The 22,455-nt window shown below is 67.6% G+C and carries 19 protein-coding genes; 7 read left to right on the top strand and 12 right to left on the bottom strand.

Translation table 11 applies throughout. The annotated features are described in order from the left end of the window. The first annotated feature begins 140 nt into the window (after nucleotides 1-140). The 6 genes from IFT63_RS06495 to IFT63_RS06470 all read left to right on the top strand — a co-directional run bounded on the left by IFT63_RS06495 (nucleotide 141) and on the right by IFT63_RS06470 (nucleotide 7,018). Nucleotides 141-542, top strand: coding sequence for a response regulator (locus tag IFT63_RS06495; RefSeq protein ID WP_235306046.1), 402 nt, complete (start codon nucleotides 141-143; stop codon nucleotides 540-542). A gap of 7 nt (nucleotides 543-549) precedes the next feature. Further along, nucleotides 550-2,547 carry an HWE histidine kinase domain-containing protein gene (locus IFT63_RS06490; protein WP_249404352.1) on the top strand — a complete coding sequence of 666 codons (1,998 nt, stop codon included), beginning with the start codon at nucleotides 550-552 and terminating at the stop codon, nucleotides 2,545-2,547. Nucleotides 2,548-3,008: 461 nt separating this feature from the next. Further along, nucleotides 3,009-3,701: a YjjG family noncanonical pyrimidine nucleotidase gene (locus tag IFT63_RS06485; protein ID WP_192083588.1), complete on the top strand. Its 693-nt coding sequence runs from the start codon at nucleotides 3,009-3,011 to the stop codon at nucleotides 3,699-3,701. Between the two features lie 138 nt (nucleotides 3,702-3,839). Beyond that, nucleotides 3,840-4,259 carry a host attachment family protein gene (locus IFT63_RS06480; RefSeq protein WP_042613567.1) on the top strand — a complete coding sequence of 140 codons (420 nt, stop codon included), beginning with the start codon at nucleotides 3,840-3,842 and terminating at the stop codon, nucleotides 4,257-4,259. A 9-nt stretch (nucleotides 4,260-4,268) separates the two neighbouring features. Beyond that, on the top strand, nucleotides 4,269-4,586 hold the full coding sequence (locus IFT63_RS06475; protein ID WP_249404351.1) for a thioredoxin family protein: 318 nt from the start codon (nucleotides 4,269-4,271) through the stop codon (nucleotides 4,584-4,586). Between the two features lie 77 nt (nucleotides 4,587-4,663). Further along, entirely contained in the window at nucleotides 4,664-7,018 is a 2,355-nt protein-coding gene (locus IFT63_RS06470) for a GH92 family glycosyl hydrolase (RefSeq protein ID WP_192083586.1), read from the top strand. A gap of 606 nt (nucleotides 7,019-7,624) precedes the next feature. On the opposite strand, the gene IFT63_RS06465 is transcribed toward IFT63_RS06470, so the two are convergent. The 11 genes from IFT63_RS06465 to IFT63_RS06415 form a co-directional block, all read right to left on the bottom strand. Further along, on the bottom strand, nucleotides 7,625-8,230 hold the full coding sequence (locus IFT63_RS06465; protein ID WP_042613564.1) for a nucleotidyltransferase family protein: 606 nt from the start codon (nucleotides 8,228-8,230) through the stop codon (nucleotides 7,625-7,627). Further along, nucleotides 8,227-9,225, bottom strand: a complete 999-nt coding sequence (locus tag IFT63_RS06460; RefSeq protein WP_152620627.1) for an XdhC/CoxI family protein — start codon at nucleotides 9,223-9,225, stop codon at nucleotides 8,227-8,229. Before IFT63_RS06460 ends, IFT63_RS06465 begins: the two co-directional genes overlap by 4 nt. Then, a complete protein-coding gene (paoC, locus tag IFT63_RS06455; protein ID WP_192083585.1) occupies nucleotides 9,222-11,420 on the bottom strand; it encodes an aldehyde oxidoreductase molybdenum-binding subunit PaoC in 2,199 nt (732 codons plus the stop codon). The genes IFT63_RS06460 and paoC overlap by 4 nt, the downstream gene beginning before the upstream one ends. Nucleotides 11,421-11,423: 3 nt before the next feature. After that, a complete protein-coding gene (locus tag IFT63_RS06450) occupies nucleotides 11,424-12,374 on the bottom strand; it encodes a xanthine dehydrogenase family protein subunit M (protein ID WP_042613562.1) in 951 nt (316 codons plus the stop codon). Next, on the bottom strand, nucleotides 12,371-13,015 hold the full coding sequence (paoA, locus tag IFT63_RS06445) for an aldehyde dehydrogenase iron-sulfur subunit PaoA (RefSeq protein ID WP_042613561.1): 645 nt from the start codon (nucleotides 13,013-13,015) through the stop codon (nucleotides 12,371-12,373). Before paoA ends, IFT63_RS06450 begins: the two co-directional genes overlap by 4 nt. 154 nt (nucleotides 13,016-13,169) lie before the next feature. Then, the gene (locus tag IFT63_RS06440; protein WP_249404350.1) at nucleotides 13,170-13,775 is read right to left on the bottom strand and encodes a M23 family metallopeptidase; all 606 of its coding nucleotides are present in this window, start codon (nucleotides 13,773-13,775) and stop codon (nucleotides 13,170-13,172) included. Between the two features lie 105 nt (nucleotides 13,776-13,880). Next, the gene (locus tag IFT63_RS06435) at nucleotides 13,881-16,280 is read right to left on the bottom strand and encodes a PAS domain-containing protein (RefSeq protein WP_042613560.1); all 2,400 of its coding nucleotides are present in this window, start codon (nucleotides 16,278-16,280) and stop codon (nucleotides 13,881-13,883) included. Further along, nucleotides 16,273-16,746: a response regulator gene (locus IFT63_RS06430; RefSeq protein WP_042613559.1), complete on the bottom strand. Its 474-nt coding sequence runs from the start codon at nucleotides 16,744-16,746 to the stop codon at nucleotides 16,273-16,275. Before IFT63_RS06430 ends, IFT63_RS06435 begins: the two co-directional genes overlap by 8 nt. After that, nucleotides 16,743-18,974 (bottom strand): ATP-binding protein, encoded by a 2,232-nt coding sequence (locus tag IFT63_RS06425; RefSeq protein WP_192083583.1) that lies wholly within the window; start codon nucleotides 18,972-18,974, stop codon nucleotides 16,743-16,745. Before IFT63_RS06425 ends, IFT63_RS06430 begins: the two co-directional genes overlap by 4 nt. Beyond that, nucleotides 18,971-19,558, bottom strand: coding sequence for a biliverdin-producing heme oxygenase (locus IFT63_RS06420; protein WP_192083582.1), 588 nt, complete (start codon nucleotides 19,556-19,558; stop codon nucleotides 18,971-18,973). Before IFT63_RS06420 ends, IFT63_RS06425 begins: the two co-directional genes overlap by 4 nt. 145 nt (nucleotides 19,559-19,703) lie before the next feature. Beyond that, the gene (locus tag IFT63_RS06415; protein ID WP_192083581.1) at nucleotides 19,704-20,129 is read right to left on the bottom strand and encodes a YqaA family protein; all 426 of its coding nucleotides are present in this window, start codon (nucleotides 20,127-20,129) and stop codon (nucleotides 19,704-19,706) included. Nucleotides 20,130-20,219: 90 nt separating this feature from the next. Here IFT63_RS06415 and xth point away from each other — a divergent pair, with 90 nt between their 5' ends. Then, a complete protein-coding gene (gene xth / locus IFT63_RS06410) occupies nucleotides 20,220-21,032 on the top strand; it encodes an exodeoxyribonuclease III (RefSeq protein WP_042613555.1) in 813 nt (270 codons plus the stop codon). On the opposite strand, the gene IFT63_RS06405 is transcribed toward xth, so the two are convergent. Beyond that, entirely contained in the window at nucleotides 21,001-22,455 is a 1,455-nt protein-coding gene (locus IFT63_RS06405; protein WP_192084171.1) for a UdgX family uracil-DNA binding protein, read from the bottom strand. The two genes, xth and IFT63_RS06405, sit on opposite strands and share 32 nt — an antisense overlap.

The following is a 22,455-nucleotide window of genomic DNA, read 5'->3' as shown; positions in this document are numbered from 1 at the left end:
CGGCGGACGCGCCACCTGCCCGTCAACGGTGTCAAAGCGCAACAAACCCTCCCGTCACGTTCCGTTGCGGTGCACTGCGTCCATCATCGTGCTGTATTCATGCCGCCGCGATGTGGCGGGGCTACTCCTGGAGGCAGTGTGTGACGGTGACGAACGTGGACAATGGCGGGCTGGCGGGCAAGCGGATACTGGTCGCCGAAGACGAATACAACATCGCCATGTTCCTGGTGGAATATCTGCAGATGAAGGACGTCGACGTGGTCGGTCCTGCCGGAAACCTGAAGGCGCTCGATGCTCTGCTGGACACGCAGCCGGTGGACGGCGCGCTGCTGGACATCAATCTCGGCGGGGAGCTGGTATATCCGCTGGCGGACCGCCTGCGCGACGGCAACATTCCGTTCGTGCTGACGTCGGGTTACGACGACAACGTACCTGAGCGCTTTGCCTATGCCCCGCGCTGCGGCAAGCCCTATCGGCTGGAAGCACTGACCCAGGCACTGGAACAGGCGCTGCAGGCACGCCACGTGCCCGGCAGCAGCTGACTTGCCCATGGCCAGCCATCTGGATCCGCGCCTTGCGCCGCAGCCCGGCCGTGCGGTCGATCATGCAGGAGTGATGGCCACGGCCGTCCGCGGCGGGATGCGCGAGTGCATCCAGGGCCATGACTGGGCGGCGTCACCGTTGGGGAGCATGGACGACTGGCCTCCGCACCTGCGCGCCTGCGTGGACCTGATGACTGCCCACGGCTTTCCGATGATCGTGCTGTGGGGCCCCGAGCTGCTGCAGATCTACAATGATGGGTATGCTGAAATCATGGCGGATAAGCACCCGGCCGGGCTGGGCCAGCCGACGTCGGAGTGCTGGCCGGAAGTCTGGTACATCAATGAACCGCTCTACGAACAGGTGTGGCAGGGCAAGACCCTGACATTTTCCGACAAATGCTATCCCCTGCACAGGCACGGACGGTTGCAGGACGTGTGGTTCACCATCACCTACAGCCCGGTGCGCGACTGCGATGGCTCGATCGGTGGCGTGCTGGTGACCATGTTCGACACCACCGCCGAGCGCGTGGCGCGGGTGGAGCGCGAGCGCACCGAACGTGAGCTGCGCCGCACGAACGCTTCGTTGCAGGCCAACGAGGAACGGTTCCGCCAGTTCGCCGCCGCCTCTTCCGACGCGCTGTGGATCCGAGATGCCGACAGTCTGGACACCGAGCTGCTGAGCACTGCCTTCGACGCGGTGTACGGGCTGCCCCCCGGGCAGGCGTCAGGCGCGCTGCGCTGCTGGGCGGCGCGGGTGGTGCCCGATGATCGCCAGGCCGCCATCGATGCGGTAACCGGAGTGCGCGATGGCCTGCCGCGCGTCCACGAGTTCCGCGTGCAGCGCGAGGACGACAGCCGGTTTCGCTGGGTCCGTGACACCGTTTTTCCCCTGTTCGACCAGCAGGGACGGGTCAGCCGGATCGCCGGCATCGCCCGCGATGTCACCGAGGAACGACGCTGGGCCGAACATCAGTCCGTGCTGGTGGCAGAACTGCAGCACCGGGTACGCAACATCATGGCCACCATAGGCTCGATCACCCTGCGCACCCGCGAATCGGCAACCAGCGTGGAAGACTATGCGCAACGCCTGTCCGGCCGGGTGATGTCACTGGCACGCACGCAGGCCCTGCTGACCCGCGCCGGCAACGTCGGCATCGATCTGTGTGGCCTGCTCAACGACGAGCTGTCTTCGTCGTCCTACGGCGCGCAGCGGTTCGTGCTGGACGGACCGACCGTGATGGTGCCGCCCAAGGCTGCCGAGGTGATGTCGCTGGCCGTCCACGAACTGGCTACCAATGCGCTCCGGCACGGCGCCCTGCGCGATCCGAACGGGAGGCTGGAGGTCAGCTGGCAGGTGCGCGAGGACCCGCAGCAGCAGCGTTGGGTCGACCTGCACTGGATTGAAACCCATGCTGCACGGGCTGGTTGGGAACCGCCGGCCCGCCGCGGCTTCGGCACCTCGCTGATCGAAGACCGGATTCCGTATGAGCTGGAAGGCGAGGGCCATCTGCAGGTGGCTGCCGAGGGGACCCAGGCACGCATTTCCTTCCCGTTGCGGCATCGTGACAGCATCCTGCAGACGGATGCGCCGCAGGGCACCGCCATTGCCGGCGGTTCGGTCGACCTGGGAGATGCCGGGCTGCTCGCCGGCCATCGCGTCCTGGTGGTGGAGGATGATTTCTATCTCGCCCATGACACCGCCACTGCGCTGCGCAGCGCCGGCGCCGTGGTGCAGGGGCCGTGTGCGACCGTGCAGGCCGCGCTGCAACGGCTGGATGGCGGCGAGGTGGATGCGGCGGTGATCGATATCAACCTCGGACAGGGTGCCGAGACCGGAGTCGTCGCTGCCCTGCAACGAGCAGGGCTGCCGTTCGTGGTGGTCACCGGTTATGACGGAGGGGCTGCCTCGCTCGACGCGGGTCGCTTCGTGCGCCTGCAGAAGCCGGCTACGCCGGCAGGGATCGCCCGCGCGCTTGCGCGCCTGGTGCATGCCGGGACGGCCTGATTCCCTGATGCGCGAAATCTTGAAGCGCCGCATCGCCTGTCTTGCTCAAATGCCCCTGCGCCGCCGCCACGGGGCGTTCCCGGAACGCAGTCGTTGGCAACGGGGTATGGCTGTATGAAGCAAAGAGGAGGCGTTGCGGACGCGGGTTCGAGTCCCGCCAGCTCCACCACCTGGGTATTGGGGGGCCAATTCCCAGCTGAAGGGGCTGTATTGGTTTCGACGTGGCGAGCATTCGGCGTGGACAGCCCGGGAGGCGACCGACGTCATCGGCGCAACAACCATAATCGCCAATAACGACGATTATCATCAGGTGCTCAAAGCCGCCTGATCCACGCAAGCGCACGTGGTCACCCAACGCGCGACACCCTGCCGGCAACGGCGGGGTGTTTTCGTTGGCCAGCGGGCAGCGATGCTCGGCCGGGCAATGCTAGCCTTTACTCCCCCCGCAACGCTCCCCGCCCATGGATCACCGGCTTTATCTGTTCGACCTGGACGATACCCTGCTGGATTTCCGCGCATCCGAACGGCTCTCCTTCGCCCGTACGCTGTCCAGCCTCGGTGTCGAAGCGGCGGTGGACCCGCTGTATGCCACCTACCAGCAGTGCAACCGTGCGCTGTGGGAGGCGCTGGAGCAGGGAAGGGTGGACAAGGATTTTCTGAAGGTCGAGCGCTTCCGGCGCCTGTTCGCCGCGCGTGCCATCGACGCCGATCCGGCGCGCGCCGGCCAGGTCTACCTTGAGTGGTTGCCGCAGACGGTGGTGCTGGTGGACGGTGCACGCGCCGCCTGCGAAGCGTTGGCGGCGATCGGCGAGATCGGCATCATCACCAACGGCATCGAGCAGGTGCAGAACCGGCGCATCGCGGTATCCGGGCTGGCCGACCTGATCAGCTTCGTGGCGACGTCCGAAGCCTGCGGCCACGCCAAGCCGGACGTGCGTTTCTTCGCCTACGCCACCGCCATGGCCCGTGCTTTCCAACCGCAGCGCACGATCATCATCGGTGACCGGCTGGAAGCGGACATCCTGGGTGCCAACCGCTTCGGGATCCACAGCTGCTGGTTCAATCCGGACGCTGTTGCGCTCACCGGAGAGGCCGTGCCGACCTGGCAGGTTGAAAAGCTCAGTGACCTGCCCGCCGTGCTTGGGGTGAGCTGAACGCCTCGGCCGGGCGCGGCGCTGCGCCTGCTTCTGCGCAAGGATGCACGGCACGCACACGCCGGCATTGCAGGACGCTTACATGGCAGCCTCTACGGTGGGGTTTCACGCCGTAGCGCACCACACAGAGGAAAGACCATGACCGAGCACGCTCCCATCCCCGAAGGCACGTTGATTGTTGTCGCCGACGGCGGCTCGGCCCGCGTTTTCACCAACGTCGGCAGCAAGACCGAGCTCAAGCTCAAGCAGCAGGACGAACTGGTGCTGCGCGATGTCAGCCAAGCCGGCGTCTCCGGACAGGGGCCTTCCGGTGCGGTGCCCAAGGACATGAGCATCGCCCAGCTCAACGAGGCGACGTTCGCCAAGCAGCTGGCCGAGCAGTTGAACGATGATGCCCTGAACAACCGCTACACCCACCTGGTGCTGGTGGCCGATCCGCAGACACTTGGCCGGATCCGTCCGCAGTTGCACAAAGAAGTGCAATCGCGGCTGGTGCGTGACCTGGCCAAGGATTTCACCAACGCACCGCTGGAAGACATCCAGCGCGCACTGGGCTGAGTCATGACAATGCCTGCAGGAACGCCGCGACCGGAGCCACTGCGATCGGCTGTAGATGCCAGCGAGGGCTGGCTTCTGCTTGAGTTCGGAGCGACATGGTGCGGTCACTGCCAGGCCGCCAGGCCGGTGGTGCAGGCGTTCGTGCAGGGTCATGCGCTTGACCACCTGTGGGTGGAGGATGGCAAGGGGCGCCCGCTGGGGCGCTCGTTTGCGGTCAAGCTGTGGCCCACGCTGATCCTGCTGCGTGACGGGCAGGAGGTGGCGCGGGTGGTCCGGCCTTTGCGCGAGCACGACCTCGCGCCGCTGCAGAATGCGATGGCGGTCTAGCAACAACGCAATGCAGCATGAACGGCGCGCGCGCCGATGCTAGGATCGGGTTCCCTGAATCGATCTAAATTCCGCCCATGCCAAACCGTGCGAAGCGTCGATGGATACTTCTTGCTGCCGCAATGCTGCTGGGCTCGGCGGCAACCGCGGCCGGTGCTGCCAGCGTGGGTGAGCGCGCTTTCGCTGCCGTCGATCCGTTCATCGGCACGGCGGGCGAGGGGCATACCTACCCCGGTGCGACCGTCCCGTTCGGCATGGTGCAGCTCAGTCCGGACACGCGCATCCAGCCACGCGAAAAGGCCTATGACTGGGCCGCCGGTTACCGCCACGACGACAGCAGCATCGTGGGCTTCTCGCACACTCATTTTTCAGGCTCTGGCCATTCCGACCTCGGCGATGTCCTGCTGATGCCCTACACCGGCGAGCCCGGTCTGGAACGCGGTGATCCGGACAAGCCGCGCAGTGGTTATGCGTCGCGCTTCAGCCACAAGGACGAGCGCGCCGAGCCGGGCTATTACGCAGTGACCCTGGACGATTACCGCGTACGCGCCGAGCTGACCGCGAGCGAGCGCGTCGGCGTGCACCGCTATCGTTTCCCGGCAGGGGAGCAGGCCAAGGTGCTGCTGGACCTGCGCACCAGCCTGTACGACTACCCCGGCAAGATCCTGTGGTCGCGCCTGCGCGTGCATGAAGACGGCACGGTCACCGGCTTCCGCGAAACCAGGGGCTGGGCACCGGGGCGCCAGTTGTACTTCGCGATGCGCTTCTCGCGCCCGCTCACCGGGCATGCGCTGCACAACACCGAAACCGACATCGCCTACAAGGGCTTCCCGCCGCCGGGACACGGCTCACCATTGCAGCGGGCACAGGTGGAAGGCCGCCAGCTGGTGGCGACCTTTGATTTCGGAAGGCTCGACGGTCCGCTGGTGGCGAAGGTGGCCATTTCCTCGGTGAGCGAGGCAGGTGCCATCGCCAACCTGGATGCCGAGGTGCCAGCGTTCGACTTCGACCGCATACGCGCCGATGCGAAAAAGAAGTGGATGGAGGCGCTTGCGGTGGTGGACATCGAAGCGCCGTTGCCGGACCGCCGCAGCGCTTACACCGCGCTGTACCACTCGCTGCTCGGGCCGACCCTGTCGATGGACGTGGATGGGCAGTACCGTGGTCCGGACAATGCGGTGCACCGTGCCGAAGGGTTCCGCCACCATTCCACGTTCTCGCTGTGGGATACCTATCGCGCGCTGCATCCGCTGCTGACCCTGGTGCAGCCGGAGCAGCGCAACAGTGATTTCATCAATTCGCTGATCGCCCACCAGGCGCACAGCCCCTACGGCATGCTGCCGGTGTGGTCGTTCCATGGCCAGGAAACCTGGTGCATGATCGGCTACCACGCCGTGCCGGTGATCGCCGATGCCTACCTGAAGGGCATCCGCGGCTTCGATGCTGACAAGGCGCTGGAGGCGATGGTCGCCACCGCCAATTACGGTCCTTACGACGGCATCGCGCAGTATCGCGAGCTGGGCTGGGTGCCGATCGACGAGGAAGGCGAGGCGGCCAGCAAGACGCTGGAGTATGCCTTTGACGACTGGACCATCGCGCGCATGGCTCAGGCGATGGGCCGCACCGAAGTCGCCGCCGAGTTCGGCAAGCGCGCGGGCAACTGGCGTCATGCGTTCGACAAGGAGACCGGCTTCATGCGCGCGCGCAAGCGCGACGGTAGTTTCCGCACCCCGTTCGATCCGTCGGCCAGCGGCTATGGCACTGATTACACCGAAGGCAACGCCTGGCAGTATTCCTGGTACGTGCCGCAGGACGTGCAGGGCCTGGCCGATGCACACGGCGGCAGCGACGCGCTGTTGAAGCGGTTGGACCAGGTGTTCGAGGCCAAGGTCGACCCGGCCGTGTTCGAGCACATGGAAGACATCACCGGGCTGATCGGCTGGTATGCGCACGGCAACGAGCCCAGCCACCACGTAGCCTACCTGTACGCCCATGCAGGCCAGCCGTGGCGCACCCAGGCCCGCCTGAAGCAGATCATGGACACCCAGTACGCCGATCGCCCCGACGGCCTGGCAGGCAATGACGACCTCGGCCAGATGTCGGCGTGGTATCTGTTCACCGCGCTGGGTTTCTATCCGGTGGCACCGGGCAGTGGCGAGTACATCATCGGCCGGCCGTTCCTGCCCAAGGCGACCTTGAACCTGCCCAATGGCAAGGTCTTCACCATCGTCGCCGAAGGCCTGACGGCGGGACATGGCTACATCGCCTCGGCCACGCTCAACGGCAAGCCGCTGCAGCGTGCGTTCCTGCGCCACGACGAGATCATCGCCGGGGGCGAGCTGCGATTCGTGATGCAGGCCGAACCCAACACCGCATGGCCCGGAAAGGACGCCGAACGGCCGTATTCGATGTCCCCCGCGTTGCAGCAGTAACCGGCGTACTGTGTCCGGGTAGCGCCGACCTGTTGGTCGGCGGAACGCCCCCTCCAACGGCCCGCTGCGCTCGCCGACCATGGGTCGGCGCTACCGCTTTTTATTTTTATTACGCGGGTGGCGGCGCCCGGACCCTGTCAGAGGGGGCGGGCGGTGGGGCTGGGCGGGGGCGTTGAGCGCCATGGATGGCGCGAAACGAGGCCCGCAGGAGCGGCTTTTGCCGTCCCCCGCCCAGCCCCAGCGTCCGGCCCCGCCCGTCATCGCCGACGCAGAAAAGGATGCCGAACGGCCGTATTCGATGTCCCCCGCGTTTCAGCAGTAACCGGCGTACTGTGTCCTGGTAGCGCCGAGCTGTTGGTCGGCGGAACGCCCCCTCCAACGGCCCGCTGCGCTCGCCGACCATGGGTCGGCCTACCGCTTTTTATTTTTATTACGCGGGTGGCGGCGCCCGGACCCTGTCAGAGGGGGCGGGCGGTGGGGCTGGGCGGGGGCGTTGAGCGCCATGGATGGCGCGAAACGAGGCCCGCAGGAGCGGCTTTTGCCGTCCCCCGCACAGCCCCAGCGTCCGGCCCCGCCCGTCATCGCCGACGCAGAACGGTTTCGGGATCAGGGGTCCAGCAGTCCCAAGGCGCGCGCATGCGCCAGGTCCTGCGGGGTGTCGATATCAAGCTCCAGCCCGCCTGCCGGCAACAGCAGCAGCGCGTCATCGGCGAGCGCGCGCAGCCGGGCACGGAAGCCGGCATTGGCTGCGTGTTGCGGCAACGCGTCGAACCAGTCACCAGGCACCACCGCCGGCACGCCGGCCAGCCCCTGCAGGCGGGTAGCCGCGCAGCCGGAGCGTGACCGGCGTGCACCCTCCAGTAGGCACTGCAGGTGCGCGGTCGAAAGCGCCGGCTGGTCCGACACCAGCACCAGCACCTGGGCATGGCCGACCACGTGCGATGCAGCAGCCTGCAGGCTGCTGGCCATGCCGCTGGCGGCGTTTTCATTGATGACCGTCTCGTACGGCAGGTCCTGGAGTGCGGCCTGGTACACGGACCGATTGCTGCCCAGGACGACGAGGAGGACCTCCGGGCCGGTCTCCAGCGCACTACGTGCCGCACGGCGCAACAGGGTTTCGCCATCGCGGCGCAGCAGCTGTTTGGGCTGGCCCAGCCGGGTGCTGCTGCCGGCGGCGAGCAGCACCACGGCATGCCCGGCGCGCTCGCTCACACGGACGCCGTGGCGGCGTGGCGCCACGACTGCAGCTGGGCGGCAATACTCAATGCGATCGCGTCGGGGCCGCGTCCCCCCAGGTCCAGCCCGACCGGCGAATGCAGGCGTGGCTGCAAGGCGAACCGGGCGGCGTCGGGCAGCAACGAGAACAGGTCATCGCGGCGCCGGGTTGGGCCCAGCAGGCCGATGAAGGGCACGGCGCAGGGCGCCAGCGCCTCCAGTGCCTGCAGGTCGAGTTCGAAATTGTGATGCATCACCAGCACGACGTCGGGCACGACGGAGGCATCGGCCAGCGCGGTCGTGGCAGCCAGCGGCTCCACCTCGACCTGGCTGCGCGCGCGCCACGACGCGCGTGGGTCCGCCACCCGGACCTGCCAGCCGAGCCCCCGCAGCGTTGGCCACAGCGCCGCTACTTCGGGACCGGCGCCGAGCAGGAGGGCGCGCGGCGGCGGCATCCAGCGCAGCGACCACAACCTCTGCGTGGCGTGGAAACCACAGGAATCGAAGGGAAGGCGCTGATCCACCGCGAAGCCTGCACAGCCAATGCGCACGCCGCCGCCGGCATCCACGTCCAGCCGCAACGGACCCTCGCCGCGCAACCATCCCTGCAGCACCGCGGCGACCCCGGGCAGCGCGGACAACGGCAACAGCAGCACGCGCTGGCAGCCGCGGCAGCCGACCGCATTACCGGAGAACAGCGCGGAATCGTCGCGGGTATCGATCTCCATCCAGCCGATGCGAGCGCTCGTGGCGCACTCCCGTGCCACGCGCTCGATCTCCGGCTCCAGGCAGCCGCCGCTGAGCCAACCGACGTGCGTGCGTTCGCCGAACAGCACCAAGGTACCGGGCCGCGCGTAGGTGGAGCCTTCGGTCTCCAGCACCACCGCCAGCGTCACCGGCTGGCCAGCGCACGCAGCGGCCGCTGCCTCCACCACCCGTGCCATCCCGGCATCGGGCACGTCCACTACCGGGATGGCAGGCAGCCGGGTCATGCGATGTCCGGCAGCCCACCGAGCAGCTTGTCCAGTGTGATCGGATAGCTGCGCACGCGCACGCCGGTCGCGTTGTAGATCGCGTTGGCGACCGCCGCGCTGACACCGCACAGGCCCAGCTCCCCCACGCCCTTGGCCTTCATCGGCGAAGAGATCGCATCGGCTTCGTCCAGGAACACGACCTCCTGGTGCGGGACATCGGCATGCACCGGTACTTCGTAGCCGGCCAGGTCGTGGTTGACGAAGAAGCCCAGTCGGGTATCGACGGCCAGTTCTTCGGACAGCGCCGCGCCGATGCCCATCGTCATTGCACCGATCACCTGGCTGCGCGCGGTCTTCGGATTGAGGATGCGGCCGGCGGCGCAGACGGCGAGCATGCGGCGGATGCGGCTTTCGCCGGTGGCCACGTCCACGCCGACTTCCACGAAATGTGCAGCGAAGGTGGACTGCTGGTACTTCTCTTCCAGCGTGGCGAACTCGATGCTGTCTTCGACCACCAGTTCACCATCGGCGGCGGCCTTGCCCAGCGGCGCCGAGCGGTTGCCATCGCCGACCTTGCCGTCGGCGAAGGTGGCGCTGTCCGCGTCGTAGCCGAGCTTGCCGGCAATGGCTGCGCGCAGCTTGGTGCAGGCCGCGAACACGCCGGCGGTGGCACTGTTGGCGCCCCACTGGCCGCCGGAGCCGGCCGAGGCCGGGAAGCTGGAATCGCCCAGCTTTACCGTGACCTGGTCCAGGCTCACGCCGAGCATTTCCGCAGCGGTCTGGCCGAGGATGGTGTAGCTGCCGGTACCGATGTCGGTCATGTCGGTTTCCACGGTGACATGGCCCTTGGCGTCCAGCCGCACCCGCGCCCCGGACTTCATCACCAGGTTGTTGCGGAAGCCGGCGGCCACGCCCATGCCGACCAGCCAACGGCCGTCGCGGCGTTGGGCCGGCGCGGCGGACCGCTTGTCCCAGCCGAAGCGCTGCGCGCCCTCCCGCAGGCACTGCACCAGCTGCCGCTGCGAGAACGGCCGTTCGGGGTTGGACGGGTCGACCTGGGTATCGTTGCGGATCCGGAATTCGACCGGGTCCAGCTTGAGCTTCTCGGCCATTTCGTCCATGGCGATTTCCAGCGCCATCAGCCCCGGTGCTTCGCCCGGTGCGCGCATGGCGTTGCCTTCCGGCAGGTCCATCGTGTGCAGGCGCAGGCCGGCCAGTCGATTGGCGCCGGCGTACAGCAGCTTGGTCTGCTGTACCGCCTCTTCCGGCGAGCCGCCGGTCAGGTTGCCAGACCACGACTCATGGCCGATCGCGGTAAGCGTGCCTTCGGCCGTGGCACCCAGCCGGATGCGCTGCACGGTGGCAGGCCGGTGGGTAGTGTTGTTGGCGATCAACGGCCGCTGCAGCGCCAGCTTGACCGCGCGCTTGGCTGCGCGCGCACCGAGAGCGGCCAGCACCACGTCGGAACGGATGAACAGCTTGCCGCCGAAGCCGCCGCCAATGAACGGCGATACCAGGCGCACCTTGTCCTCCGGCAGGCCGAGCGTAGTGGCCAGGTCTTTCTTTCCCCAGGCGATCATCTGGTTGGAGGTCCACACGGTCAGCTGGCCACCCTCCCAGGCCGCCAGCGAGGCGTGCGGTTCCATCATCGCGTGCGACTGGTCGGGGGTGTGGTACGTGGCGTCCAGCGTGACCGGTGCATCGCCGTAGGCTTTTTCGAAATTGCCCACGCGCGCATCCGGATCGGTGTCCTGCAGCTTGTTTCCGGCCTTTTTCGCGGCATCAAGGTCGAACACCCCTTTGGCCGGGGCATAGCGGATCCGTACCAGGTCCGCGGCGGCGCGCGCCTGTTCGAAGGTCTCGGCCACCACCAGTGCCAGTGCCTGGTGGTAGTGATCCACCTGCGGGCCGCCCAGCAACGGGGCCGTGTTGCGGTCGCCTTTGTGCAGCGTGCCGGCGTTGTCGGCAGTGACGATCGCCAGCACGCCGGGCGAGGCACGTGCGGCATCGAGGTCCATCGCGGTGACCCGGCCCTTGGCGATGCCGGCGCCGACCACGTAGCCGTAGGCAGCAGATGCGGCCACGGCGTGCCATTCGTAGGCGTAACGGGCGTGTCCGGTGGTCTTCTGCGGGCCATCGATGCGGTCCAGCGGTTTGCCGACCACCTTCATCTGGTCGATCGGATTGGTGCCTGCGGGGGTATCGAATTTCATGGATCAGCTCCTCGCCTGCAGCAGGACCGAGGCCAGCGTGCGTTCGGCAAGCTGTACCTTGAACTGGTTTTCAGGACTGGGCGTGGCGCCCTGCAACAGGTTGCCGACCACCGCGCGCGCGCCCTGCGGCAACAGGGCGTCAGCGGCGTCGCTGCGCCATGGCTTGTAGGCCACGCCACCCAGTGCCACGCGGCCACTGCCGTCGGCCTGCAGCACGGCGGCGACCGACACCAGCGCGAACGCGTAGGACGCACGGTCGCGTACCTTGCGGTAGATGTGGGTACCGCCCAGCGGGGCAGGCAGGACGGCGGCGGTGATCAGCTCGCCTTTTTCCAGCACCGTTTCGATGTGCGGGGTCTTTCCCGGTGCGCGGTAGAACTCATCCAGTGCGATGCGGCGCGAGCTGCCGTCGGCGCGCACGGTTTCCACCGTTGCATCCAGCAGCATCATGGCCACGGCCATGTCGCTGGGATGGGTGGCGATGCAGGATGGGCTGGTGCCGATCACCGCCAGCTGCCGGCTGACGCCGCCGATGGCCGCGCAACCACTGCCGGGCAGACGCTTGTTGCAGGGCTGGGCGGTATCGTAGAAGTAAGGGCAGCGGGTGCGCTGCAGCAGGTTGCCGGCGGTGGTGGCTTTGTTGCGCAGCTGTCCGGACGCGCCAGCCACCAGCGCACGGGTCAGCAGGGCGTAGTCGCGGCGGATGCGGTTGTCGGCGGCCAGGTCGGTGTTGCGCACCAGTGCGCCGATGCGCATGCCGCCGTCCTCGGTGGCCTCGATGGTATCCAGTTTGAGCCCATTGACGTCGATCAGATGGCTGGGGATCTCGATCTCCAGCTTCATCAGGTCCAGCAGGTTGGTGCCGCCGGCGATGAAACGGGCACCCTGGGTACGGGCGGCGGCCGCGGCCGCTTCGGCCGGGGTGCGGGCGCGTTCGTAGGTGAAGGCTCTCATGCGTGCTGGCCTCCGACGTCTTCAATGGCTTCGATGATGTTGGAATAGGCGCCGCAGCGGCACAGGTTGCCACTCATGCGCTCGCGTATTTCTTCAGCGCTTGCCTCGCTGCGCGCGGTCAGGTCGGCGGTGACATGGCTGGGTATTCCATCCTTGATTTCCTTCAGTACCGCAACGGCCGAGCAGATCTGCCCCGGCGTGCAATAGCCGCACTGGTAGCCATCATGTTTGACGAAGGCGGCCTGCATCGGGTGCAGGTCATCGGGTGATCCCAGGCCTTCGATGGTGGTGATCTCGGCACCTTCGTGCATCACCGCCAGGCTCAGGCAGGCGTTGATGCGACGGCCGTCGACGATCACCGTGCAGGCGCCGCACTGGCCGTGGTCACAGCCTTTCTTGGTGCCGGTCAGGTGCAGGTGCTCGCGCAGCGCGTCGAGCAGGGTGACACGCGTATCCAGTTTCAATGCCCGGGCCTTGCCGTTGACCTTGAAAGCCACCTCGGCGGTGACCGGCGCGCGCGCAGGGGCGCCGATACCCGGCACCTCAGCCATGGCGGCAGGGGCGACCAGCACCGATGCCGAGCCCGCGCCGAGCTTCAGCAGGGTGCGCCGGCTGAGCGCGAATTGGGGAGGGGTATTCATGCAAGGCGGATCCTCTATGGCGGGTGCAGGCATGGCTGAGGGGATCGCGGCGCTCCGATCCAGAAAGGGCACCGACGACTCCAGCATGGCTGCAGCGAAGTAGTCAGGGGGTGAACCGACGCCTGGAAGGAGAAAGCAGCAGAGGCGCGCGACGTCAGCGACCCGACGCGGGCGGCGGGCGCGCTGCCCAGGCTTTCAGCAATGGCAGCGGATCGTAGGCACCCTGCGCGCCATAGATGCCCCAGTGCAGGTGCGGCGGCGTGCCCTTGGCGTTGCCCGTATCGCCGACATAGCCCAGCAGTGTCCCCGCATCGACCACCTCGCCGCGCGCCAGCCCGTCCCGCCAGCCATCCAGGTGGGCGTAGTAGTAGCGTTCCCGTGCGGGCCCCTGGATCCACACCTGGCGCCCGCCCAGGCCGCCCTCGCGCACGTCCATCACGATGCCGCGGGTGGCGCTGCGCACGGCGGTGCCGCGTGCGGCGAAGATGTCCACCCCGGCATGGGTGCGATCGGCGCCGCGTGGGGCACCGAAGGTGTCGGCCACCTGGCGTGCGCGGACGCCTTCGACCGGCACCGGCAGGGCGGTGGGCGCGGGCATCCGTGAGATCTCCCACATCGCGCGCGGCACATCGGCCCAGCGGCTGTTCCAGAGCGCACCGCCGGCCACGATCAGCACGGCGATCCAGAACAGGCGCAACAGCCAGCGGCGGAGTTTTCGCGCGGGCGAAGGAGCTGCAGGTGCGGCGGTGGGATCAGTCAACAGGCAGGCCGGTCTTGGAGGACGGTCCAGCATGCCAGCGGCGGCATCAACGGTGCGTGGCCGCCGACGGACTGATCGAACCTGCCGCGCCCCGGGGCGGGCCGGTCAGCCGGCGCGTTCTTCGTCCAGGGTGCCACGCACCGCCCGTGCCAGGTCGATGCGGGTGAACGGCTTGGGCAGGATCGCGATGTTCCGGCCAAGCTGGTTGTTGGACTGATGGTCGCGCGGATAGCCCGAAGTGAACAGGATGCTCAGCGCGGGCTTGCGCTGGCGTGACTGGCGGGCAAGTTCCCAGCCGGTCATGCCGGGCATCACGATGTCCGAAAACAGCAGGTCCACGTCCACATCGGGACGATCCAGCAGGCGCAGCGCCGATGGCCCGTCATGCGCCTCCAGGACGCGGTAGCCGAACTGGCGCAGCGCTTCGACGGTATAGGCACGCACGTCGTCGTTGTCTTCAGCCACCAGGATGATTTCATCCCGTGCCTCGTACTCGGCGTAGCCATTGTCCTCGGCCAGCCGCGGGCCCGGCAGCGGCAGGCTGGAACGCGGGAACAGCATGGTGATCACCGTGCCGCTGCCGGGGGTGGAATCCAGTTGCACGTGGCCACCGGACTGCTTGACGAAGCCATACACCATCGACAGGCCGAGACCGGTTCCGCGACCGACTTCCTTGGTGGTGAAGAACGGTTCGAACACCCGGGCCATGGTGTCCGCGTCCATGCCATGCCCATCATCGCGGACCCGCAGCACCGCGTACTGCCCGGGCGGAACGTCCGGATTCTGTTCGGCGAACTCTTCATCCAGCACGCTGGTGCCCGTCTCCAGCACCAGCGTCCCGCCGTCGGGCATCGCGTCGCGCGCGTTCACCGCCAGGTTGAGGATGGACGCTTCCAGCTGGCCCGGATCGACCTCCACGCACCACACATCCGGCGCGGTCGCGATCTCCAGCCTGACCAGTTCGCCGAGGGCGCGCTGCAGCATGTCCTGCATGCCCTGCACCTGCTCGTTGAGGTTGACCGCCTGGTTCAGCAGCGGCTGGCGGCGTGCGAAGGCCAGCAGGCGCTGGGTGAGGCTGGCCGCGCGCAGCACCCCCTTCAGTGCGTTGTCCAGCGGGCGCGAAACGGGGCCTGCCTGCTCGCCGAGGCGATCGGTCAGCAGCTTGGCATGCTCCACGTTGCCGGCGATGACGGTCAGGATGTTGTTGAAATCATGGGCGATGCCACCGGTCAGCTGGCCAACCGCCTCGATCTTCTGGCTCTGCCGCAACGCCTCTTCGGCCTGCCGGCGTGCGGTGGTTTCCACGGCTTCGGAGACCACGGCGGTGACCGTCCGATGGTGATCGAGCAGCGGGCGGAAGGAAAACTCGAACGAGCGGGTGCCGGTGGGCAGTTGCAGCTCCAGTTCCTGCCGGGATTCGTTGCCGGCGGCGGCGGCCTGCACGGCGCCGTGCACGGCGGTGGCCGCATCCGGGCTGCCGGAAAACCAGGCCGAGTTCCAGAACAGGCGGCCGCTGACATCGCTTTTCTCTGCCAGGATCGCCGCCAGCGAGGCCCGGTTGGCATCCAGCACGCGGCCGTCCGGGCTGATCAGCACCTGCAGCTGGAAGCTGGATTCAAACACGGCCTGCAGCCGGCTTTCGCTCTGGCGCAGGTCGGCGGTGCGCTGCTCGACCTGCTGTTCAAGCGATTCGTTGGCATCACGCAGCAACAGCTCGGCCTGCTTGAGGTCGCTGATGTCGCGGGCCAGGGTGTAGTAGCCGGCTACCTGGCCATCGGCGGCGATCTCCGGCACGCCGTCGAGCAGCACATGGCGTGCGCTCCCGTCGGCGCGCGGGACCTCCAGCTCGAAGCTGACCCGTTCACCCTGCAGCACCTGCTGCAGGTGGGGCAGGGCGGCATCGAACATGCCCGGGCCGGCCACTTCACTGATCTGCAGGCCGATCATCTCCGCTGGCGGCCGTCCATGCCAGGCCTGGTAAGCATTGTTGGCGAAGCGGTAACGATGGTCCGGGCCCAGGTGGGCGATCAGTGCGGGCATCGAATCGGTGATCAGCTGCAGGCGGTCACGGCTCTGTTTGAGTTCCACCTCGGCCCGGCGCAGCTTCTCCCTGGCTTCCGCTTCACGGATGGCGCGCAGGATCGCATCGGGGAGGCGCTGCAGGCGCTGCTTGACTACGTAGTCGCGCGCGCCGCGGGTCAGCGCCTGCACGGCCAGTTCTTCGGTCAGGGTGCCGGAGACGAAGATGAAAGGCAGCTGCGGCACCCGCTCGCTGGCCAGGGTCAATGCGGTGTCGCCGTCGAAGCCGGGCAGGACGTGGTCGGCAAGGATCACGTCGTGGCGATCACCATCGAGCTCGGCGAGGAACGCTTCCCGCGTCCACACGCGCTGGATCACGAACGCCATGCGCGCGCGGGACAGCTGCGCTTGGATCAGTTCCGCGTCGAGCGCACTGTCCTCGAGCATGAGGATGCGGATCGGCGCATCCCCGGCGGTTTCAGTCATTCGTGCGGCCTTGGCCTGGCGGGCGGATGGGATGCGGCGGCGGATTGTTGGTGATGCCCCAGAACATTCCCAGACCCTGGATGGCGTCGAAGAATTCCTTGAAGTCCACCGGCTTGACGACGAACGCATTGACGCCCAGCTCGTAGCTGCGAACCAGGTCCTGCTCTTCGCGCGAGGACGTCAGCATCACGATCGGGGTGCGGCTGAGGTGGCGGTCACCGCGTACCTCGGCCAGCACTTCCAGGCCGTTCAACTTGGGCAGCTTCAGGTCCAGCAGCACGACCACGGGGCCCCCATGGTTGAGGTCCTGCCAAGCGCCTTCGCCGCGCAGGTACTGCAGTGCTTCGACCCCGTCGCGCACATGGGTCACTTGGTTGAGCAACTGGCAGCGTGCCAGCGCATCGAGGGTCAGCTCGGCGTCTTTCGGGTTGTCTTCCACGAGCAGGATCGGTCGCAGGTCCCTCATGCAGTACCTCGTTGGGAATACGGTAAGGTGAAATGGAACGTGGCGCCGACGCCCGGCTCGCCTTCGGCCCAGGTGCGGCCGCCGTGCCGGCTGACGATGCGGTGGACGTTGGCCAGCCCGATACCGGTGCCTTCGAACTCGTCGGCGTGGTGCAACCGCTGGAAGACCCCGAACAGCTTGTCGACATAGCGCATGTCAAACCCGCAGCCGTTGTCGCGGACATGGAAGACGTGCTCGCTGCCGTTGTCTTCGTGGCCGATTTCGATGGTCGGCTCGGCGCTGTCACGGGTGAACTTGATCGCATTGCCCAGCAGGTTCTGCCACACCAGCCGCAGCATGCTGGAATCGGCCTCGACCCGCGGCAACGGTGCGATGGACCAAGTGATGCTGCGCCCGGCGGTTTCCATGACCAGGTTGCGCTGCACGTCTTCCACCAGCGCGGCGACATCCACGCTCACCAGGCCCATGCTGGAGCGGCCCATCTGCGAGAAACTGAGCAGGTCATCGACCAGCGTGCCGGCGGATTTGGCCGATTCCACGATCGTGGCCAGGAAGCGTTTTTCGGTGTCGCTCAGCTTGTCCGCCGCCGAACTGCCCAGCAGTTCGGAATAGCCGACGATGTGGCGGAAAGGCGCGCGCAGGTCGTGGCTGACCGAATAGGAAAACGCCTCCAGCTCCTTGTTGCTGCGCAGCAGCTGTTCATTGAGTTCGGCCATTTCCTCGGCCTTGCGCAGCACGATGTCCACGATGGCCGTGCGCAGCTCGATCGCTGCGTCGCGGTCCACATCCTGCCAGGGCGTGGACTGCTCGCGCACCGTTTCCTTCCATGCCTCGAAGGACAGCCGCGGCGAGAGCCTGCCGTCGACGAGGGCCTTGCGGGGCTCGCCCCCCCAGCTCACCGTGCGCATGACTTCGGCGCGGAACCACAGCACGAAACTGTCGTGCAGCTGCGAGATGGAAATGGCCATGACGCCGCTGGCGAGGTCGGCGAAGGCAGCCGCTTCCGGCCAGATCGCGGGCAGGGCATCGGTGTGAAACACGTCTTCGGCGGGGTGATGGCGGGTCAGCCAGTCCACCAGCGCATTGACGTCGGTCTGCCCCGGGGTCTGTCCCAGCAGCACGCATTGGCCGCGGTGGACGATCGCCGCGCCGGTGGCGCCGGTAAGGTCCAGCAGGCTTTTCTGGTCGCGACCCAGTGCCGCCATGAAATCCTCGTCGCCTGCCATCCGCCCGAGCAGGCGGACCTGGATGGCGCGCCGCGCGATGCGCTCTTCCACCGCCAACGCGCGCTCCTTCAAGGCGATCTGCAACGACAGGATCTGCCCGATGAACTCACACGCGGTGCGGACGTGATAGGGCACGCGGCGCGGCAGCTGGTTGTGGCAGGACACCAGCCCCCACAGACGGCCTTCTGCCAGCAGCGACACCGACAGCGAGGCGCCGGTTCCCATGTTGCGCATGTACTGCAGGTGCACGGGCGAAACGCTGCGCAGGACCGCCAGGCTGAGGTCGGTGGGAGCGGCGCCGGCCAGGCCTGCACTGCGCAGCAACGGCACCGCCCGGTAGTCGTTGTCGGCGATCAGCCGCACGCGGTTGCGGCGATACAGCTCACGTGCCTGCGCCGGGATATCCGATTCGGGGAAGCGCAGGTCCATGTAGGACGGCAGCCGGTCATTGCGATCTTCGGCTACCACCGCGCCGTTCCAGTCCTTGTCGAACTGGTAGATCAGCGTGCGGTCGAAACCGGACAGGTCGCGTACGTGGCGCGCACCGATCTCGCACAGCGAAGCGATGTCCGGGGCCGTCTCGACCTCGCCCATGAAGCGGCGTATGTGCGGATACAGGTCTTCCAGCGAGCCGGGTTCGCCGTCCATCGGCTCTTCCAGTTCGATGATGAAATGCGTTTCGCTGCGGTGCGCCAGCGCATGGTGGCGACCGGACCGCCCGAGCTGGATCGAGCCGAGGAACACCGTGGATTCCGGTGCCAGCAGGTCCAGATGCCGCCGATAGGGCACCAGCGCGCCGCCGAGCACCCGGTCCAGGTGCTGGTCCAGCGGATCGCCGAAGTCCTCCAGTACCTGCGCCTGGCCTATGGCACGTTCCTGCACCCGCATTGACAGCGGGTCCACCACCAGCAACAGCCCGTACGGCTGGATGGCCCCGGGCGTATGGATCGGTTCACGCGCGCAGCTGGAAAGATCCAGGTCGACATCAGGGGCGTCGTTCATGGGAACTCCTCGGTAACGAACCTGCCCACGGCGGTGAAGGCAGCGCGTGCGCCGTCCTCCACGTGCCGTTCGTCTGCCTCGGGCAGCGCGATGGCATTCAATGCAGTAGTGAAGCGGCGCCAATGGGGCGCAACGCCCCCGGCAGGAGGAGCAAGGTGGCGTGCACCGAAGGCCCGGTCCACGCCCAGCGGCGCGGCCAGTCTGTAGATCACCGCGCCGCCCAACGCGGATCCTTCGGCCACGTACAGCCAGCCCAGCGCGGCGGGCAGGGGCAGGGTGGCGGGCAGCGCCGGGACCGGCGCAGGCAGGGGAGCCTGCAGGTCGTACAGGTCGCGGGTGATCCCTTCCAGCCGACGCCGGGCAGGCAGGTCGGGCAGCAGCGGTTGCAATGCCGGTGCAGCGTAGAGGCAGTCCACGTGCTGGTGCAGGCGGTGCTGCACGCGCAGGAAGGCGGCGAAGCGTTCGCGGCTTTCGAAGATGCGTTGGGCCATGATGCGCTGGTCCAGCCGCTCGTGCGTTTCATGGGTGGCGCGTTTCAGGCGCTCGGCACGGGTAGGCGGCAGGGCCGGTTCAGGTACTGGCATCGACGACGACAGGCAGGATGCACGATAGGGGAGACGCTGCAGAATATCAGACCGCTCGCTGGCCTCGTGTCAACGGAATTTCATGTGCTCCGGTGATGCGCCAACGGCCCGCTGCGCTCGCCAGTCATGGGTCGGCGCTACCGGTCTACATCAGCCCGAGGGTCACCAAGGCGAGCACGATGTAGCGCATGCCCTTGGCGATGAGCACCAGCGGCAGGAAGACCCGCAGCGGCTCGCGCATCACCCCGGCCGCCAGGGTGATCGGGTCGCCGATCACCGGAGCCCACGACAGCAGCAGCGACCAGCGCCCATGCCGTCGATACCAGGCCTGCGCGCGTTCCAGCCGGGTTGCCGATACCGGGAACCAGCGACGTCCCTGGAACCGCTGCACCTGCAGTCCAAGCCACCAGTTGAACAGCGATCCCAGCACGTTGCCGGCGGTCGCCACCGCGACCAGCAGGACCGGATCGCCGCCTTCCAGCAGGAAGGCCACCAGCACCGCCTCGGACTGGGCGGGCAGCAGGGTGGCAGCGATGAGGGCGGCGAGGAACAGGCCGGACAGGGAAAGCATGCATCATTCTACGGTGGCGGTGTCGTCGCGCGGCTTTCAGACCGCCCGCGCCATCCTGTGCCGGTCCATCCGCAGCAACCGAGGTGCTGCATGCCCCGTTCGCGCACGCTGACGATCGCGACCTTCAACGTCAACGGCATCAACAGCCGTCTGCCGCACCTGCTAGCGTGGCTGGAGCAGGAACAGCCGGATGTCGTCGCCCTGCAGGAACTGAAGGCGACCGACAGTGGGTTCCCGATCGCCGCCATCGAAGGCGCAGGCTACGGGGCGATCTGGCAAGGCCAGGCGTCGTGGAACGGCGTTGCGCTGCTGGCCCGCGGCAGCGTTCCAGTGGAGAGTCGCCGCGGCCTTCCCGGCGCACCCGCGGATACCCAGGCACGCTATATCGAGGCGGCGGTACACGGCATCGTGGTGGCCGCGCTTTACCTGCCCAACGGTAATCCGCAGCCGGGGCCGAAGTACGATTACAAGCTGGCGTGGATGCAGCGGCTCGCGCGCCATGCCCGCACCCTGGTGACGCTGGAGCATCCCGTGGCGATGGTCGGTGATTTCAACGTCATTCCCACCGATGAGGATGTGTACGACGCCGCCGCCTGGAAGAAGGATGCGCTGATCCAGCCGGCGGTGCGCGAGGCCTACCAGGAGCTTCTGGCGCAGGGTTGGACCGATGCGCTGCGGTCCTGTTTCGGTGAGCAACGGGTGTATACCTTCTGGGATTATTTCCGCCAGCACGCGCAACGCGACCGCGGCCTGCGCATCGACCACCTGCTGCTGAATCCGGTGCTGGCGCAGGGACTGGTAGAGGCCGGCGTGGACCGTTGGGTGCGCCTGCAGGAGAAGGCCAGTGACCATGCGCCCACCTGGGCCAGGATCAAACTGCCGGCGGTCCGCCGAGCTTCCTGAGGTCGGCCAGCAGCAGCGCATGTGCGGCCTCGCGCGCGGCGCCCTCGCCCTGGCGCAGCACCCACGACGGATGCACGGTGACCAGCGCCGGGGTCCCGTCATGCAGGGTGTGCCACTGGCCACGCCCCTCGCTGAAACGGAACGCGGTGCCGAGCAGCGCCGAGGCGGCGGTAGCCCCGAGGCAGACCACCGTCTCCGGACGTACCTGCTCGATCTCACCCGCCAACCAGGAACGGCAGGCCTGCACGTGCTCGCGGTCGGGGCGCTGGTGCACGCGGACTTTGCCCCGGCGCTGGAAGCGGAAATGCTTCACCGCGTTGGTCAGGTACAGCGTGGTCCGGTCAATGCCGGCCTCGGCGAGCACGCGATCCAGCAACTGGCCGGCCGGCCCCACGAACGGTCGGCCGCTGAGGTCCTCTCGGTCTCCGGGCTGCTCACCGATCAGCATCACCCGCGCATCGGCCGGTCCTTCGCCGAACACGGTCTGGGTGGCCGGTTCCCACAGCGCGCAGCGCCGGCAGGCGGCGGCGCGGTGGCGCTGCGCAGTGAGTGAATCGGGAAGGGCCTCGGCGGCGCGTGCGGCGGCTGCCGACGGCAGCAGTGGGGCCTCGGGAATCCGGCGCTGCGGCGCCAATGCTTCGCGCGCATGCATTTCCTCGACACGCGTACCGGCATCGCGTACCAGACGCGGCAGCAACGTGGCTTCGGGCAGGTGCTTCCAGTACTTCACCGGCATCTCCTGGCGCATCATGCGCTCATTCAACCGCGCCGGGTTGAAGATGCTGGCGTAATAGGTGCGCCACAGCTCCTCGCGTGAGTCATCGGCAGGGGCGTCGCTGCGCTGTGCACCGGGCCCGGCGCTCAGATGGCTGCCATCCCAGTACGCACTGCGCGAGGGCGTCAGGATGGCCCAGCGCATGCCGGCAAAGCGGCGCGCGAAGAATGGCGCGACGCGGTCCACGATGTGGTGGTCCGGTTCGAACCAGGCGATGAACGCATCGTCTTCGCCGGGCACCTCGCGGAAGCGCACGAAGGCCTTCATCTTGTGCGAATCGCGGCGTACCGCCTGCGCCAGCGCATTGGCGCGCAGCACATCGGCATCGGCGGGGTTGGACAGCACCTCGCGCTGGCCGTGGGCGATCCGCCACAACAAGCGGTACAGCAGCGGCAGGCGCTGCGGATCGCGGTGGCACAGCACGCTGGCCGCCAGTTCCAGGAAGGCCTTGGACACGCGTGGGCCGGGAGCGCCGCCGCCCGACGTCGCCGCGCCAGCAAGCGCCGGCGCATCCAGCAGCGATGCCTCGGTGCCCTCCAGCCAGTCGATCTGCTCCGGTGTCACGCCGGCAGCAAGCCCCAGGCGCGCGGCCGCCCGCCAGGCATCCAGTGACCACGGCGGATCGATCCGTGCCGACCACCGCTGCAT

Source organism: Stenotrophomonas sp. CFBP 13724, from assembly GCF_014841975.1.
Classification (GTDB): Bacteria; Pseudomonadota; Gammaproteobacteria; order Xanthomonadales; family Xanthomonadaceae; genus Stenotrophomonas; species Stenotrophomonas lacuserhaii.
Note: the sequence above shows the minus strand (reverse complement) of the source record. Positions and strands in the feature narration are given on the sequence as shown.

Coding starts and splice junctions, on each gene's coding strand:
- IFT63_RS06405 (WP_192084171.1), bottom strand. CDS start 22,455: ATGCAGCGGTGGTCGGCACGGATCGATCCGCCGTGGTCACTGGATGCC.
- IFT63_RS06425 (WP_192083583.1), bottom strand. CDS start 18,974: ATGAACGACGCCCCTGATGTCGACCTGGATCTTTCCAGCTGCGCGCGT.
- paoA (WP_042613561.1), bottom strand. CDS start 13,015: ATGAATACCCCTCCCCAATTCGCGCTCAGCCGGCGCACCCTGCTGAAG.
- IFT63_RS06460 (WP_152620627.1), bottom strand. CDS start 9,225: ATGACCCGGCTGCCTGCCATCCCGGTAGTGGACGTGCCCGATGCCGGG.
- IFT63_RS06415 (WP_192083581.1), bottom strand. CDS start 20,129: ATGCTTTCCCTGTCCGGCCTGTTCCTCGCCGCCCTCATCGCTGCCACC.
- IFT63_RS06475 (WP_249404351.1), top strand. CDS start 4,269: ATGCCTGCAGGAACGCCGCGACCGGAGCCACTGCGATCGGCTGTAGAT.
- IFT63_RS06430 (WP_042613559.1), bottom strand. CDS start 16,746: ATGAGGGACCTGCGACCGATCCTGCTCGTGGAAGACAACCCGAAAGAC.
- paoC (WP_192083585.1), bottom strand. CDS start 11,420: ATGAAATTCGATACCCCCGCAGGCACCAATCCGATCGACCAGATGAAG.
- IFT63_RS06435 (WP_042613560.1), bottom strand. CDS start 16,280: ATGACTGAAACCGCCGGGGATGCGCCGATCCGCATCCTCATGCTCGAG.
- IFT63_RS06490 (WP_249404352.1), top strand. CDS start 550: ATGGCCAGCCATCTGGATCCGCGCCTTGCGCCGCAGCCCGGCCGTGCG.
- IFT63_RS06480 (WP_042613567.1), top strand. CDS start 3,840: ATGACCGAGCACGCTCCCATCCCCGAAGGCACGTTGATTGTTGTCGCC.
- xth (WP_042613555.1), top strand. CDS start 20,220: ATGCCCCGTTCGCGCACGCTGACGATCGCGACCTTCAACGTCAACGGC.
- IFT63_RS06485 (WP_192083588.1), top strand. CDS start 3,009: ATGGATCACCGGCTTTATCTGTTCGACCTGGACGATACCCTGCTGGAT.
- IFT63_RS06420 (WP_192083582.1), bottom strand. CDS start 19,558: ATGCCAGTACCTGAACCGGCCCTGCCGCCTACCCGTGCCGAGCGCCTG.
- IFT63_RS06450 (WP_042613562.1), bottom strand. CDS start 12,374: ATGAGAGCCTTCACCTACGAACGCGCCCGCACCCCGGCCGAAGCGGCC.
- IFT63_RS06470 (WP_192083586.1), top strand. CDS start 4,664: ATGCCAAACCGTGCGAAGCGTCGATGGATACTTCTTGCTGCCGCAATG.